Genomic DNA, 15,323 nt, shown 5'->3' on the forward strand with positions numbered 1-15,323 from the left:
GTCAGCCTTTCCCCTTGCGTGCGAGTTTCGGGTTGAGGGCGTCGTTGAGACCCTCGCCCACCAGGTTGATGGCGAGCACCGTGATCAGGATCGCCACGCCGGGGAAGAAGCTCATCCACCAGGCCTGGCGCATGACCGTGCGCGAGGCGCCGATCATGTAGCCCCAGCTCATCATGTTGGGGTCGCCCAGCCCGAGGAAGCTCAGCGCGCTCTCGAGCAGAATGGCTGTGGCCACCGTCAGCGACGCCGCCACGATGATGGGCGACATGCTGTTGGGCAGGATCTCGCGCAGGATGATGGAGGGCGTGGACTGCCCGGTGGTGATCGCCGCCTGGACGAACTCCCGCGAGCGCAGGCTCAGGAACTCGCCGCGGGCGAGGCGGGCCAGTGGTGGCCAGCTCACGATGGCGATCGAGGCGGTCACGCTGGTGATCGACGGCGTGAAGATGGCGACCAGCATCACCGCGAGCACGAAGTTCGGGATGGTCTGGAACAGCTCCGTGAAGCGCATGATCGCGTCGTCCACGCGGCCACCGTAGAAGCCGGCGAGCGCGCCCAGCGTCACCCCGATGAACAGCGCCGCGGCGGTGGAGATCAGGCCGATGAGCAGTGACACCCGGGCTCCGTGGGCGACGCCGGAGGCGATGTCCCGGCCGAGGGTGTCCGAGCCCATGAGCGTGCCGGAGGTCAGCGGCGGCGCGAACGGCCGGGTGACCATGTCCCACGGGCTGGTGGGGTAGAGGAGGTCGGCGAACAGTGCGAGGAACACCACGCCGGCCAGGATGATCAGGCCGATGATCGCGCCGCGGTTGCGCGCGAAGGCCTTCCAGAATTCTCGGCTCATCAGCTCACCTCGATGCGCGGGTCGATGAGTGTGTAGACGAGGTCGGTGATGATGTTGAACACCAGCACCATGATCGACGTGATCACGAAGATGCCGAGCAGCACCTGGTAGTCGCGCTGCAGCAGCGCGTCGAAGGCGAGCCGGCCGACGCCGGGCCAGGCGAACACGGTCTCCACGAGGATGGAGCCGCCGATGAGATAGCCCGCCTGGATGCCGGCGAAGGTGATCACCGGGAGCACGGCGTTGCGCAGGACGTGGCGCACCACCACGCGGCGCTCCTGCAGGCCCTTGGCGCGCGCGGTCTTCACGAAGTCCATATCGCGGACCTCGAGGATCGATGAGCGCGTCAGCCGGGCGTAGACCGCCATGTAGAACAGCCCCAGGGTGAGCACCGGCATCACCAGGTGCGCGACCACGTCGAGGAAGTGGTCGAAGCCCGTCAGCCCCGCGCCCACCGACTGGTAGCCGAAGGCCGGCAGCCACCCGAGCTGGACGCTGAACAGCAGGATCATCATCAGTCCTATCCAGTACAGCGGCGTGGCGTAGGCGAGCAGGGCGATGGTGGTTATGGCCGTGTCAGACCATCGGCCGACCTTGACGGCGGCCAGGGTGCCGAGCAACAGCCCCATCCCGAGGGAGAAGACGTAGGCGATGCCCGTGAGCAGCAGGGTGGCCGGCAGGCGCTCGGCGATGAGGTCCCAGACAGGGCGCTGCTGGCGGTAGGAGTAGCCCAGGTCGCCGGTGGCCACGTCGGTGACGTAGGTCCACAGCTGCTGCGGCAGCGGCTCGTCGAGATGGAACTTCTCACGCAGCTGCTCGATGTATTGCGGATCGGATGCGCCGCTCTGGCCGGCGATCACGAGTGCCGGGTCCCCGGGGGCGGCGCGGATCAGCGAGAAGTTGATCAGCACGATGGCGAGGAGGATGAAAAGGCTCTTCACCAACCGTCGCCCGAGGAAGGATACGATCTTGCCCATTCGCTAAGGTCCCGTTCGGGGTCCGGGCCGGGGCGGCTGCCCCGGGCCCGGACCGGGATTGCCGGATGGCTACTGCTTCGGCTCCACCCAGACGTCAGCAAAGTTGTCCGACGTGCCGATCGCGGTGGTCACGGCGTTGTGGACGCGCTTGTTGAGCAGGGTCGGGAACTCCATCTCCAGCAGCCAGGCCACCGGGACGTCCTTCGCCAGGATCTTCTGCACCTCGGCGTACATCTGCTCGCGCTTGGCGTCGTCGTTCTCCACCGCCGCCTTGGCGAAGAGCTCGTCCACCTTCTCGTTGGAGTAGCCCATGGTGTTGGAGAACAGCACGCCCTTGCGGATGTTGTCCGAGATGTAGGTACGGGCGACGCCCAGGGCCGGGTGGCCGTACTGATAGACGTAGTCGTTGGTCATCTGGTAGTCCCAGTTCGAGAGCTGCTGTGCCCAGCCCGCGCTGTCGGTGCTACGCAGCGTGACCTGCACGCCCACCTTGCCCATGGCCTGCTTGATGTACTCGGCCAGTCGCGTCCAGACCTCGCCGTAGGGCATGACCAGGAACTCCACGTTGGCACGCACGCCGTCCGAGCCGGGCTCGAGGCCCATGTCGTCGAGCAGCGCCTTGGCCTTCTCCGGGTCGTGGGGGTACTTCTGGACGTCCGGCGTGTACTGGGTGGTCACCGAGTTGATCGGGCCGGTGGCGACACGGCCGAGGCCGAAGAAGATGTTGTCGCGGATGAACTCGCGGTCGAGGGCGTACATGATCGCCTGCCGGAAGCGCCGGTCGTTGAGCGGCGGCTTGCGGGTGTTCATCTCGATCCACGCCATGGGCGCGAACATCTCGTAGCCCTTGGTGGTCAGCTCGAGGTTCGGCAGCTTGGAGAGCCGCGGCACGTCGAAGGGCTCGATGTTGCCGAACTGGCTGATGTCGGCGTCACCGGTCTCCATCGCCAGCGCCCGCGAGGCGGCGTCCGGGATGATGCGGAAGTAGATGTCGTCCAGGTACGGGCGACCGTCCTGCCAGTAGTCGTCGTAGGCAGTGAGGTGGACGTAGCTGCCCTTCTCCCACTTCACGAACTTGAACGGGCCGGTGCCGATGGGCGTGTCGTTCATCTCGTTGTCGTTGTAGTCCGTGCCCTCGTAGATGTGGGCCGGCATGATCGGCATGTTGGTCACGCCGAGACCGATGATGAACGCCGGGAAGGGCTCCTTGAGGTTGAACACGACGGTGTGGTCGTCCGGCGCCTCAACCGTGTCCACGTGGGAGAAGATCAGCCGCCAGCGCGGGTTCGTCTCCGGCGTGAAGGTCTTGGCCGTGAATACCACATCATCTGCGGTAAAGGGCTCGCCGTCGTGCCAGGTGGCGTTCTCGCGCAGGTGGAAGGTGTAGGTCAGCCCGTCCTCGGAGATCTCCCAGCCCTTGGCCAGGCCGGGCAGGGGGTTGAGGTCGTGGTCGTAGCGCAGCAGGCCCTCGTAGATCTTGCCGCCGACCAGCTGCGTCGGTGCCTGCTGGTTGAGCCCCAGGATCAGGATCGGGGGTTCGGGGTTGAGGATGATGTCGAGGGTGCCGCCCTTCTGGACGGCCTGGGTGTCGTCCGCCGCCTGGGCGCTCGTCGCGGGTAGCAGCGTACCGGCGACGGGCAGGGCGAGGAGCGCCGCCGCGGCGGCCGCCATCAGCCCCCGCTGAGGGCGTCGATACCACGCCCGGCGGGCGTTGTTGTTGCCAGTGGATCGCATGATCAGTCACCTCCTGAGCGTCGATGGAATCGGCGGTGCCGATGGGGTCCCGTTAGTTGTTGTCGTGGCACGAGTCCACGGGGGTCCGGGACGTTCTGGGGATGCGCCTGGGGCGCGCTGCCGGGGTACGGCTCAGTCATGCTCGCCGGACTCCAGCAGAAAGCTGTTGGATACCTGTGCCTCCAGCGCCACGGTGTGGTGCTCGGAGCTGCACATGTGCTCGTACATGATCCTGCGGACCGCCTCGACGTCCTCCCTGCGGAAGGCGTCGAGCAGCTCGCGGTGGTAGTGACGGTTGTCCTCGCCGAACTGCACGCGCCGGGGGCGGTAGGTGCGCTTGAGGTCGACGAGATCGGAGAGCAGGTCGCTGATGAAGTACACCATGAAGCGCAGCAGCGGGTTGCCGCAGGCATCGGCGATGCGGTTGTGGAAACTGAGCTCGGCGAGGCGCAGCTCGCGCTGGCCGTCGCGTTCGAAGCCGAGGCCCTCGCACAGCGCGATGTTCTCCTCGAGCGCCCGGAAATCCGCATCCGTGAGCCGCCCCACGGCGGCCGCGGCGGCCTCGACCTCGACGCCCTTGCGCAGCTGGTAGATCTGCCGGCCGTCGAGCTTCTGGAAGTGCAGGTAGTTGCGCAGCGCCCGGGTGGCCTGCTCGACGCCGGGCTCGGCGACATAGGCGCCGCCGGTCGGGCCGGTGCGCATCACTACCAGTCCCTCGACCTCCAGCGCCTTGAGCGCCTCGCGCACCGTGCCCTTGGCACAGCCGTAGAGGTCGATGAACTCCCGTTCCTTCGGCAGGCGATCCCCCGGCTGCAGGCCCTCGACCACGATCCAGCGCTTGACGTCCTCGACGATCAGGTCGGAGAGCTTGCGTCGGGTCGGTTTGCGCCCGGGATCCTGCATGACTTGCCTGACAACTCCCACCTGCCCGGCCGTGCGGGCACGATTTACCTATTTATAAGGATAAATAGCATAGATTCGGGGTTTGTCTACAGCCCGCCGGCCGTTGCCGGGGGACCTCCTGGTGCCCAGCCCGCTGGTGGCGGGGGTTTCGGACCGTTCGGGCGTGCCGGGTGACAAAGGCGGGTGCCGTTCGGTGCAGGATAGACCGGCTCCGGCAGAGCGCAATGCATCGACAGGGGTTGTCCGACGACGGGGTGGATGCGGTGGCCACGGCGGCGGACGGCGCACGGTTCCGTCCGTCCGGTGCCGCGTGGCGGTGATCAGGTGTCGCCGGGTATGTCGTGTTTCTTCATCCGGTAGGCGAGCTGTGGGCGGGTCATGCCCAGCGACCGCGCCGCCTGGCTGAGATTCCCGCCGGCGCGGCGGACGGCATGCCGGATGAGCCGGGGCTCGAGCTCGTCCAGTGAGGCCTGGCGGTCGAGCACGAGATCGGCGAGTTCGTCGAGGCTCGCCGGGGGCCGCGCCGTTTCCGGCGCGGCCGGCCCGTCGGCGGACGGTTCGGTGGCGGGGGCGGACGCCGTGCGGGCGTCCTCGGCGCAGCCGCCGGAGAGGTTCATGCGCGGAAACAGGTCCTTGACCTCGATCCGGCGCTGGTTGTCGGCGATGATCACGCCGCGCTCGATCATGTTCTCCAGCTCGCGGATGTTGCCCGGCCAGTCATAGGCCTGCAGCGCCTCGACGGCCCGTTCGCTCACGCCCTGGATGCGCTTGCCGTGGCGGGCGTTGTACTTGGCGAGGAAGCGCTCGACCAGCAGCGGGATGTCCTCGCGGCGCTCGCGCAGCGGCGGGATGATCACGGGGTAGATGTTGAGCCGGTAGTAGAGGTCGGCGCGGAAGCGCCCCTCGCGCACGGCCTGCTCCATGTCCATGTTGGTGGCGGCGACCAGGCGCACGTCCACGTGGCGGGTGCGGGTGTCGCCGACACGTTCGAACTCGCCCTCCTGGAGCACGCGCAGGAGCTTGGCCTGGGCGCCCTGAGAGAGCTCGCCGACCTCGTCGAGGAACAGCGTCCCGCCGTCGGCGCGCTCGAAGCGCCCGGGACGGGACTGCTGGGCGCCGGTGAACGCCCCCTTCTCCACGCCGAAGAGCTCCGACTCGATGAGCTCCTCGGGCATCGCCGCACAGTTGACCGCGACGAAGGCGTTGGCCGCCCGGCGACTGAGCTGGTGCAGGCCCCGGGCGAACATCTCCTTGCCTACACCGGTCTCGCCGAGCAGCAGCACGGTCACGGCGCTCTCGGCGGCCTTGCGGATGATCTCGCCGGTCTCGCGGAACGCCGGCGATACCCCCACCATATCGCCGAGGTTGGTCTGCTCGTCGATGGAGTAGCGCAGGTGCTCCACCTGATCCTGCAGGGCGACCAGCTGCTCGGCGACGTTCTCCGGCTCGAAGTACTGCAGCTCCTCGGTGATCTCCTCGCCCCGGTCCTCCACCGGTTTGCCGACGATGCGGCAGTTGGTGTCGCCCTTCCCGCGGCAGTCCACCTCCCGGAAGATCACCGATTTCCCCATGATCGCCGTGGTATAGCCGGTGGCGTAGCCGAGCTGCATCCAGCAGACCGCGTCATGGTAGGGGCCGAAGGCCTCTAGGTGGACCGCGGCCTCGAAGGAGTCCTCCCAGAGGAACTCGCCGGAATAGCGCCCGCCGGCGACGTCGATGTCGAAACGGATCGGGGTGACGTGGGCGATGCCCTCCAGGGAATGCAGCTGCGGGCCGAGGTTCATGAGGTCCTCGTCGCTGGCCCGGGGGAGGAGCTCCCGGGCCATCTCGGCGTCGCGCTTGCCGGAGGCGTAGCCCATGCGGGTGAGCACCCCGCGGGTGCGGTCCAGGCCGAGGGTATCCACCAGCTCCCGGCGCAGGGCCCCCAGCGCGCCGGTGTGCAGCAGCACCATGCGCTGGCCCTCCAGGTAGATGTGCCCGGAGCGGAAGCACAGATGGAACTGGGCCGCGAGCTCCGGCAGCCGGTCGAAGGTGATCCCCGATGTCATGGCCTCTCCTCCGTGCCGTCGGCCGCGGTTGAGCAAATCATCAAGCACCGCGGCGCGGGTTCATTATATCGTTATTTTTCGTTTTATCGAGATTTTGTGTTGCACCCGCAGCAATTTGCGGCATATCAATGACATAAAAAGTTGGCACGGCTCCTGCATTATTGATGGGCGGAAGCGGGCCGCCGGCCTGCTGCCACGAGTGAACCCATCATCAGCGGCGAACGCGGACAAGGCAATGGGACAGAGGCAGACCCACGACTGCTACGTGCATGTAACCAACCGGCGCGCCGACGGGTTCGTAGAGTTCGACTTCTCCTTCGGCGACGCGGATCTCTACATCGAGATGATCCTGCCGGAGGCGGCGTTCGAGGAGTTCTGTACCCATAACGATGCGGCGCGGATTTCCCCGGAGCAGGCCGCCCGCTGGGAGGCGGAGCGGCAGAAGTGGCGCGAGGGCGGACTCTAGCGCTGCCAGCCGAAACGGTTAACGAATCAGGAGGAGAGCATGGCGATCGAGATCAAGACGGCATCCATCGAACCCATCCGGCACACGTTTTCCAACGTGGCCCGGCGCCAGGGCGCGGATAAGCCGGCCTCGCGCTACCTGGAGGCGATGTACGACCTCCAGCCCACGGTGAACTTCCACTACCGGCCCCTCTGGGACCCGGACCACGAGCTCTACGACACGGGCCGTACCGCCATCGACATGGCGGACTGGTACGCCTTCCGCGATCCGCGGCAGTTCTACTACGGCACCTGGACGATCACCCGCTCCAAGCAGCAGGACGTCGCCGAGCGCAACTACGCCTTCGTGGACAAGCGCAATCTCCTCGATCTGGTCGGTGCCGGAACCCGGGAGCGCGCGGAGGCGGTGTTCGTGCCCCTGCGTCACGCGGAGTACGCGGCGAACCTCAACAACATGTACATCTGCGCCTACGGCTACGGCACCGCCATCACCCAGGCGGCGAGCTTCAATGCCGTGGACCGCCTCGGCATCGCCCAGTACCTCTCCCGCATCGGGCTGATGCTCGACGGCAACACCTGCGAGTCCCTGGACCGGGGCAAACAGGCCTGGCTCGAGGCGGAGACCTGGCAGCCGCTGCGCCGGCTCACCGAGGACCTGATGGTCACCCGGGACTGGTTCGAGCTGTTCGTGGCGCAGAACTTCGCCCTGGACGGGCTCTCGTTCCCGCTGGTCTACGAGCGCATCGACGGCGAGCTGCAGAAGGACGCCGGCTCGACGATCTCCATGCTCAACGAGTTCATGAACGAGTGGTACGGCGAGACCAGCCGCTGGGTGGACTCGGTGCTCAAGACCGCCGCCGCCGAGTCCGATGCCAACAAGGCGCAGATCGAGCAGTGGGCCCGGCACTGGTGCGACCGCGCCGGGGAGGCCCTGCAGCCGGTGGCCACCGAGGTCTTCGGCGAACGGGCCGACGAGGTCATGGCCGGGCTGCGCGAGGAGCTCGCCACCCGGGCGAAGAAGAAGGCAGGTCTGGATATCGAGTGAGACGTACCCACCGCCGGTAGGACGGTGGATAGGTCCGGGGACAGCGGGTTCCGGGACCGTCTGCGGCCAGGGACGGCCGCAGTCGAGCCTACAGGGAGGTACTTGTGGCGTGTCCCGGAAGTCGCTGTCCCCGGGCCCCAAGCCCGACACGACAAGCACCGTCGGCGGGCAACCGAAAAACAGGAGGAGCAATGGCGAACAACAACGTCTTCATCGCGCTTCAGAACAACGAGGAGGCGCGACCCATCATCGAGGCCATCGAGCAGGACAACGCCGAGGCCCGGGTCGAGTACGCCCCGGCCATGGTCAAGATCGACGCGCCCGGGCGGATCGTGGTCCGCCGCGAAACCGTCGAGGACCTGATCGGGCGCGACTGGGACCCCCAGGAGCTGCACATCAACCTTATTTCGCTGTCCGGCAACATCGATGAGGACGACGACGCGTTCGTCCTCCATCGCGGCGACTGAACACGAGGAGGAGTCGAGTAATGGCAGCCAAGCGACTGAACCTGCGAGAGAAGTACCAGAAATTCACCCGGGATCTCGCGTGGGAGCCGACCTACCAGAAGAAGTCGGACATCTTCCCGCAGACCGAGTTCGAGGGTATTCACATCCACGACTGGGACAAGTGGGAGGACCCCTTCCGCCTGACCGTGGACGCCTACTGGAAGTACCAGGCGGAGAAGGAGCGCAAGCTCTACTCCATCATCGATGCGTTCTCGCAGAACAACGGCCAGCTCAACGTCACCGACGCACGCTACGTCAACGCCCTGAAGCTCTTCCTCACCGGGATCTCGCCGCTGGAGTACGCCGCCCACCGCGGCTTCGCCATGGCCGGCCGGCAGTTCGGCGGTGTCGGCCCGCAGGTGGCCTGCCAGATGCAGTCCATCGACGAGCTGCGCCACTGCCAGACCCAGATCCACACCATCAGCCAGTACAACAAGTACTTCAACGGCTTCCACGACTGGAACCACATGCACCAGCGGGTGTGGTACCTGTCCGTGCCCAAGTCGTTCTTCGATGACGCCATGTCGGCGGGGCCGTTCGAGTTCGTCACCGCGATCTCGTTCTCCTTCGAGTACGTGCTGACCAACCTGCTGTTCATGCCGTTCATGTCCGGTGCGGCCTACAACGGTGACATGGCCACGGTCACCTTCGGCTTCTCCGCCCAGTCGGACGAATCCCGGCACATGACCCTGGGGCTCGAGGTGATCAAGTTCATGCTCGAGCAGGACGAGCGCAACGTGCCCATCGTCCAGAAGTGGATCGACAAGTGGTTCTGGCGCGGCTACCGCCTGCTCTCGTTGGTTTCCATGATGATGGACTACATGCTGCCCAAGCGGGTCATGTCCTGGAAGGAGGCCTGGGAGATGTACTTCGAGGAGAACGGCGGTGCGCTGTTCGAGGACCTCTCCCGCTACGGCATCCGCATGCCCAAGTACTGGGAGGTCTCGGTCAAGGAGAAGGAGCACCTTTCCCATCAGTTGTGGGCGACATTCCACAATTTTGGCCATGCGGCCGCGTTCCATACCTGGATCCCGGAAGAGTCCGAGATGCAGTGGCTCTCGGAGAAGTACCCGGACACCTTCGACAAGTACTACCGGCCGCGCTTCGAGTTTTGGCGGCAACACACGAAGGAGAAGGGGCGCTGGTACAACCCCACGCTGCCCATGCTCTGCCAGACCTGCCAGGTCCCAATGCTCTTCACGGAGCCGGACGACCCCACCCAGATCTGCTACCGCAGCTCCCAGTACAACGGCGAGCAGTACCACTTCTGCTCGGATGGCTGTAAGGACATCTTCGACGACGAGCCGGAGAAGTACGTGCAGGCCTGGCTGCCGGTGCACCAGATCTACCAGGGCAACTGCGGCGGCGCGTCCATCCCCGAGGTCCTGGAGTACTACCACCTGGTCGACGGCCAGGACAACAAGGAATACCTGGAGTCCAACGACCGCGCCAACTGGCTGCGCTGGAAGGGCATGGCCGACACCGAGGCGGACCGCGAGGTCCAGGCCGTGGTCAACGAGTAGGGGAGGGGAGAGCAATGCCCGTGCAAGCGATGTACGACTACCGCGCCACGCCGGCGGACCGGCAGGAGAATTTCCACGGGAACCAGCTCGTGTATATCGGCTGGGACCAGCACCTGATGTTCTGCTCGCCGGTGTGCCTGCCGCTGCCGCCGGACATGCCCTTTCGGGATCTGGTCCGCGACGTCCTCCCGGGGGCGTATGCGACCCATCCGGACTGGGCGCACATCGACTGGGATGCCGTCGAGTGGAACGTCGACGGCGAGCCCTTCGTCCCGGACATGGACGCGGGGCTCGCCGACCAGGGCATCGGCCACAAGTCGGTGATCCGCTTCCGTACGCCGGGCCTCAACGGCATCGGCGGCGTGGCCACCTGAGAGACCCCATCGGGAGGAGGAGCCAATGTCGCACGAGCTGAGCATCGAACCGGTGGGCGAGGCCATCGAGGTGGAGGACGAGCAGAGCCTGCTCGACGCCGCCCTGCGGCAGGGGCTGTACCTGCCCCACGCCTGCTGCCACGGCCTGTGCGGCACCTGCAAGGTGCAGGTGCTCGAGGGCGAGGTCGAGGACGACGACGCCTCGCCCTTCGCGCTCATGGAGTTCGAGCGCGAGGAGGGCTACACCCTCGCGTGCGTGGCCCATGCGCTGTCGGACGTGACCATCGAGGCCGACATCGAGGAGGACCCGGACGCGGTCGTCCAGCCGGTGGAGGACTACGAGGGCACGGTGGTGGACATCGTCGACCTCTCGCCCACGGCGAAGGGCGTGTTCATCGAGCTCGACCGGGACATGGACTTCCAGGCCGGCAAGTACGTCAATCTCCACCTGCCGGACGTCGAGATGCCGCGGGCGTTCTCGCTGGCCAACGCGCCCTCCGAGCGGCGCGTGATCGAGCTCAATGTCCGCCTCGTTCCCGGCGGCGAGGCGACCACCTACATCCACGAGCGGCTGCAGGTGGGCGACCGGCTCCACGTCTCGGGGCCTTACGGGCGCTTCTTCGTGCGCAGGTCGGCGCCCGGCGGGGTGATCTTCTTCGCCGGCGGGACTGGGCTCTCCAGCCCCAAGTCCATGATCCTGGACCTGCTGGAGTCCGGCGACGAACGCGAGATCACGCTGTTCTACGGCCAGCGCCATCGCGCCGAACTCTACTACCACGACTTCTTCGAGGCGCTGGCCGCCGAGCACGCGAACTTCACCTACGTGCCCGCGCTCTCCGAGCCGAACGCGGAGGACGACTGGGACGGGGCCACCGGGTTCGTCACCGACGTCGCCAACGAGCACTTCGGCGGCCGGTTCAGCGACCACAAGGCCTACCTGTGCGGGCCGCCGCCGATGATCGACGCCTGCCTCACCACCCTCATGCGCGGGCGTCTGTTCGAGCGCGACATCTTCATGGAGAAGTTCATCACCGCGGCGGACGCCGCCCAGCAGCAGAGAAAGAGCCCGCTGTTCAAGTCCATCTGAGACGGCGGCCGACAGGGAGGAGGAGAGGCCATGAGCGACGAAGCGCCGTGCCCGGTGTTCGACGTGCGCATCGCCGATACCGGTGAGGTCTACCAGTGCCCGGCCCGGGAGACGCTGCTCAAGGCCATGGCACGCCTCGGCCGCAAGGGCATCCCCTCGGGCTGCCACGGCGGTGGCTGCGGGGTCTGCAAGGTCCGGGTCACCGGCGAAGTGACCACGATGGCCATGAGCCGCAGCCATGTCTCCGAGGCGGAGGAGCGTCAGGGCTACGTCCTGGCCTGCCGCTGCTACCCCCGCGGCCACCTCTCGGTGGAGGTGGTCGGAAAACTGCACAAGGCCGTGACACGGCCGCGCTACGGGTTCGTCTGAACGGGAATCGGCGCGCACCGCGCGCCCATCGCAATCACCAGGAGGAGCACACCATGGGTGTCATGCGTATCGGCCACATCAACATCCGCGTGCTGGACATGGACGCGGCCCTGCACCACTACGAGAACGTCCTCGGCCTGCTGCGCGCCGACCGGGACGGCGACGGCAACGTCTACCTGCGCGGCTGGGACGAGTGGGACAAGTACTCCGTCATCCTCAGCCCCTCGGACCGGGCGGGCATGAACCACATCGCCTACAAGGTGGAGTCGGACGACGACCTCGACGTGTTCCGCCGGCGCATCGAGGCCTACGGCGTCGAGGTCGAGGAGTGCCCCGCCGGCAGGCTGCCGGACTGCGGCCGCAGCCTGCGTTTCCACCTGCCGAGCGGTCACCTCATGTATCTCTATGCGCAGAAGACCTACGTCGGCAAGGCGGTGAGCACCACCAACCCGGAGCCGTGGCCGGACGGACTCAAGGGCGCCGGCGTGCACTGGCTCGATCACGCCCTGCTGATGTGCGAGCTCGACCCGGAGAGCGGCGTGAACAAGGTCGAGGAGTCCACCGCCTTCATGCAGGACGTGCTGGATTTCAAGCTCACCGAGCAGGTGCTGGTCGGCCCCGACGGCGACATCAAGGCCGCGACCTGGCTCGCCCGCACCAGCACCCCGCACGACATCGCCTTCGTCGGCGGGCCGGTGAAGGGCCTGCATCACTGCGCCTTCTTCCTCGACGAGTGGTCGGACGTGCTCAAGGCCGCGGACGTCATGGCCAAGAACAAGGTCAAGATCGACGTCACGCCCCAGCGCCACGGCATCACCCGCGGGGCGACGATCTACTTCTTCGACCCCTCCGGCAACCGCAACGAGACCTTCGCCGGCCTCGGCTACCTCGCCCAGCCGGACATGCCGGTGATCACCTGGACCGAGGATGAGCTCGGGCGTGGCATCTTCTACCACACCGGCGAGCTCAACGAGGCCTTCACCACGGTGTACACCGAGGGCGCGTGAGCCCATCCCCGCACGGCGCCCCCGCGGCGGGGCGCCGCGGACACGGAGGAGTCCCATGGCCGCAGCCGTGACCGAGACCACCCCGGGCAGCGAGGGGCCCGTGACGGTCAGCGTCGCCCGCCGGGTGCGCCCGGGGTGCGAGGCGGAGTACGAGCGCTGGGTGAGCGGTATCGTCCACGCCGCCGAGGCGTTCCCCGGGCACCTGGGGGCGTATGTCCTGCGTCCCTCGGCGCAGACGGACAACGAGTACGTGCTCATTTACCGTTTCGATACCTACGCCCACTGCCGGGCCTGGGAGCAGTCCACGGAGCGGCGCCAGTGGGTAGATGCCCTCGACGACATCGTCGAGGGCGAGGCGGCGATCAAGCGCGTCACGGGCCTGGAGTTCTGGTTCGACCTGCCGGAGGTGCCGGCGGCGGCGAAGCCCTCGCCCCACAAGATGGCGCTGACGCTCACCGTCGTGGTCTACCTGATGCTCAGCCTGGTCAAGTGGGCGCTCTCGCCGGTGACGGCGGGCCTGCCGGGGCCGGTGGCGCTGTTCATCGTGGTGGCCGTGCAGGTGGTGCTGCTCACCTATGTGGTGATGCCGCGGGTCACCCGGCTGCTGAAGGGCTGGCTGTACGGCTGAACCGTGCGTTCATGCCCGACCGCCGCCCGGGGCGTCGCCCTTTTTCAGCCGGTACTCCACCTGGCCCCGACGCAGACCGAGCAGCCGGGCGGCCGCGGAGACGTTGCCGCCGGTGCGCTCGAGGGCACGCTCGATCATCAGCCGCTCCAGACGCTCGAAGGACGGCAGGCGCTCGATGAGCTCGTCGGCGAGGCGCTGCTCGCGCTCGGTGACGTCCGCCCGCTCCGGATCGTGGCTGGGCACCAGCGAGCCGCCGGGGGCGAGGTCGAAGGCGGTGCTCGTGAGCTGCTCGCCGCCGGCGAACAGGTGCTGGACGTCGACGCTGCCCTCCGGGTCGGCGAGGATGACGCCGCGCTCGATCATGTTCTCGAGCTCGCGCACGTTGCCCGGCCAGTCGTAGTCGTTGAGGGCGGCGTAGGCCCGCGGGGTGAGCCCGTGGACGGTCTTGTCGCAGCGCTTGACGCTCTTTGTGAGGAACAGCGCGGTGAGCAGCGGGATGTCCTCGCGGCGCTCGCGCAGCGGCGGTATCTCGATGGGGAAGACGTTCAGCCGGTAGAACAGGTCGGTGCGGAAGCGCCCGGCCTTTACCTCCTCGCGCAGGTCGAGGTTGGCGGCGGCCACCACACGCACGTCCACCCGGCGGACCTCGGTGCCGCCGACGCGCTCGATCTCGCGCTCCTGGAGCGCGCGTAGCAGCTTGCCCTGGGCCGGCAGGGGCAGGCTGGTGATCTCGTCGAGGAACAGCGTGCCCCCGTGGGCGCGCTCGAAACGCCCGGCCCGGGAGCGGTCGGCCCCGGTGTAGGCACCGCGCTCGACGCCGAACAGCTCCGCCTCCACCAGGTCCGGCGGGATCGCCGCGCAGTTGACCGACAGCAGCGGCCCCTGTGAGCGCGGACTGATCGAGTGCAGCGCGCGGGTGAAACATTCCTTGCCCACCCCGCTTTCCCCGCGGAAGAGCACCGTCGAGTCCGTGGGCGCGACGCGGCGTACGAGATGGGCGACGCTGTTGAAGCCCGCGGAGGCGCCCACGAAGCCCTCGAAGTGCTGGACGTTGCCCGCCGGGCCGCCGATGTCGTCGCCGTAGCCGAGGTCCCGCGCGCCCACGAAGCTGTCGATGCGCAGGAATCCCGCGTCCTGCCGGTCCAGGTGCTCCCACTCCGACAGTGGCCGGCCGATCACCCGGCAGCGCGTGTGGCCCATGGCCACGCACTCGCTTTCGCGCCAGTGGATGGGCATGCCGGTGACCGCCGTGCAGTAGCCGTCCGCGTACCCCACCATCACCCAGCACGCCGGCTCGCCGGTGACCCCGAAATGCTGCAGGTGTGCCTGGGTTTCCCAGGACGCGCCCCAGACGTAATCCCCCCGGAACTCGCCGCGCTCCAGGTCCACCTGCATCGCCTCGATGGGCTGGTTGCGCACGAAGCCCTCCATCTCCCGCAGGCGTGGCCCCAGGGGCAGGGCCTGTGCGGGATCGGCGGTGGCGATCCGGCGGATGCGCTGACCGTCCTCGAAGCCCTGCTGGTAGCCCAGGCGCGTAAGGATATCGCGGGCCCGGGCGGTGCCCAGCTCCGCGATCAGCTCGCGGCGCAGCTCGGCCAGCGAGGTGGCGTGCATGAGCAGCATGCGCTGGTCGAAGAGCTGGATGTGCCCCGCGTCCGGGGAGAAGTGAAGGTGCTCGGCAAGCACGCCGGCGCTGGCGGCGGCGCCGGTATCCGGACTGGCGGTCATGGGACTCCTCCTGCAGCGCCTCCATGCGCGCCTGCCGGGTTGCGGGATATCCGGAAACCCGGGCGTTTGATTTTCCGCAAATACT

Annotated in this window: 15 protein-coding genes; 9 read left to right on the forward strand and 6 right to left on the reverse strand. The window is 67.4% G+C overall.

All coding sequences use genetic code 11. The features are described 5' to 3' along the window. Position 1: 1 nt before the first annotated feature. The 5 genes from ACEZHJ_RS01755 to ACEZHJ_RS01775 all read right to left on the reverse strand — a co-directional run bounded on the left by ACEZHJ_RS01755 (position 2) and on the right by ACEZHJ_RS01775 (position 6,506). Entirely contained in the window at positions 2 to 844 is an 843-nt protein-coding gene (locus tag ACEZHJ_RS01755; protein WP_259199199.1) for an ABC transporter permease, read from the reverse strand. Next, entirely contained in the window at positions 844 to 1,821 is a 978-nt protein-coding gene (locus ACEZHJ_RS01760; protein ID WP_205599871.1) for an ABC transporter permease, read from the reverse strand. Before ACEZHJ_RS01760 ends, ACEZHJ_RS01755 begins: the two co-directional genes overlap by 1 nt. Before the next feature lie 69 nt (positions 1,822 to 1,890). Beyond that, positions 1,891 to 3,555: an ABC transporter substrate-binding protein gene (locus ACEZHJ_RS01765; RefSeq protein WP_375036167.1), complete on the reverse strand. Its 1,665-nt coding sequence runs from the start codon at positions 3,553 to 3,555 to the stop codon at positions 1,891 to 1,893. Positions 3,556 to 3,687: 132 nt separating this feature from the next. Then, complete coding sequence (locus tag ACEZHJ_RS01770) at positions 3,688 to 4,458, reverse strand: FadR/GntR family transcriptional regulator (RefSeq protein ID WP_375036168.1); 771 nt, start codon at positions 4,456 to 4,458, stop codon at positions 3,688 to 3,690. A 320-nt stretch (positions 4,459 to 4,778) separates the two neighbouring features. Further along, the gene (locus ACEZHJ_RS01775) at positions 4,779 to 6,506 is read right to left on the reverse strand and encodes a sigma 54-interacting transcriptional regulator (RefSeq protein WP_375036169.1); all 1,728 of its coding nucleotides are present in this window, start codon (positions 6,504 to 6,506) and stop codon (positions 4,779 to 4,781) included. A gap of 235 nt (positions 6,507 to 6,741) precedes the next feature. Between ACEZHJ_RS01775 and ACEZHJ_RS01780 the strand changes: the two genes are divergently transcribed. From ACEZHJ_RS01780 to ACEZHJ_RS01820, 9 genes are all read left to right on the forward strand, one after another. Further along, complete coding sequence (locus ACEZHJ_RS01780) at positions 6,742 to 6,972, forward strand: phenol hydroxylase subunit (RefSeq protein WP_018719548.1); 231 nt, start codon at positions 6,742 to 6,744, stop codon at positions 6,970 to 6,972. 39 nt (positions 6,973 to 7,011) lie between these two features. Further along, positions 7,012 to 8,016 (forward strand): aromatic/alkene monooxygenase hydroxylase subunit beta, encoded by a 1,005-nt coding sequence (locus tag ACEZHJ_RS01785; RefSeq protein ID WP_018719549.1) that lies wholly within the window; start codon positions 7,012 to 7,014, stop codon positions 8,014 to 8,016. Between the two features lie 191 nt (positions 8,017 to 8,207). Continuing rightward, positions 8,208 to 8,483, forward strand: coding sequence for an MmoB/DmpM family protein (locus ACEZHJ_RS01790; protein ID WP_018719550.1), 276 nt, complete (start codon positions 8,208 to 8,210; stop codon positions 8,481 to 8,483). 20 nt (positions 8,484 to 8,503) lie between these two features. Continuing rightward, positions 8,504 to 10,045, forward strand: a complete 1,542-nt coding sequence (locus ACEZHJ_RS01795; RefSeq protein ID WP_018719551.1) for an aromatic/alkene/methane monooxygenase hydroxylase/oxygenase subunit alpha — start codon at positions 8,504 to 8,506, stop codon at positions 10,043 to 10,045. 14 nt (positions 10,046 to 10,059) lie between these two features. Continuing rightward, positions 10,060 to 10,419 (forward strand): phenol hydroxylase subunit P4, encoded by a 360-nt coding sequence (locus tag ACEZHJ_RS01800; protein WP_026321252.1) that lies wholly within the window; start codon positions 10,060 to 10,062, stop codon positions 10,417 to 10,419. Positions 10,420 to 10,444: 25 nt separating this feature from the next. Beyond that, positions 10,445 to 11,506 carry an NADH:ubiquinone reductase (Na(+)-transporting) subunit F gene (locus ACEZHJ_RS01805; protein ID WP_018719553.1) on the forward strand — a complete coding sequence of 354 codons (1,062 nt, stop codon included), beginning with the start codon at positions 10,445 to 10,447 and terminating at the stop codon, positions 11,504 to 11,506. Between the two features lie 30 nt (positions 11,507 to 11,536). After that, positions 11,537 to 11,875 (forward strand): 2Fe-2S iron-sulfur cluster-binding protein, encoded by a 339-nt coding sequence (locus ACEZHJ_RS01810; RefSeq protein WP_163141502.1) that lies wholly within the window; start codon positions 11,537 to 11,539, stop codon positions 11,873 to 11,875. Positions 11,876 to 11,928: 53 nt separating this feature from the next. Next, the gene (locus ACEZHJ_RS01815; RefSeq protein ID WP_375036170.1) at positions 11,929 to 12,882 is read left to right on the forward strand and encodes a catechol 2,3-dioxygenase; all 954 of its coding nucleotides are present in this window, start codon (positions 11,929 to 11,931) and stop codon (positions 12,880 to 12,882) included. Positions 12,883 to 12,937: 55 nt separating this feature from the next. After that, complete coding sequence (locus ACEZHJ_RS01820) at positions 12,938 to 13,510, forward strand: antibiotic biosynthesis monooxygenase (protein WP_163142823.1); 573 nt, start codon at positions 12,938 to 12,940, stop codon at positions 13,508 to 13,510. 9 nt (positions 13,511 to 13,519) lie between these two features. On the opposite strand, the gene ACEZHJ_RS01825 is transcribed toward ACEZHJ_RS01820, so the two are convergent. Beyond that, positions 13,520 to 15,238 carry a sigma 54-interacting transcriptional regulator gene (locus ACEZHJ_RS01825; protein WP_375036171.1) on the reverse strand — a complete coding sequence of 573 codons (1,719 nt, stop codon included), beginning with the start codon at positions 15,236 to 15,238 and terminating at the stop codon, positions 13,520 to 13,522. Positions 15,239 to 15,323: the final 85 nt, after the last annotated feature.

It is taken from the genome of Arhodomonas sp. KWT2 (assembly GCF_041949875.1).
GTDB classification, from domain to species: Bacteria; Pseudomonadota; Gammaproteobacteria; order Nitrococcales; family Nitrococcaceae; genus Arhodomonas; species Arhodomonas aquaeolei.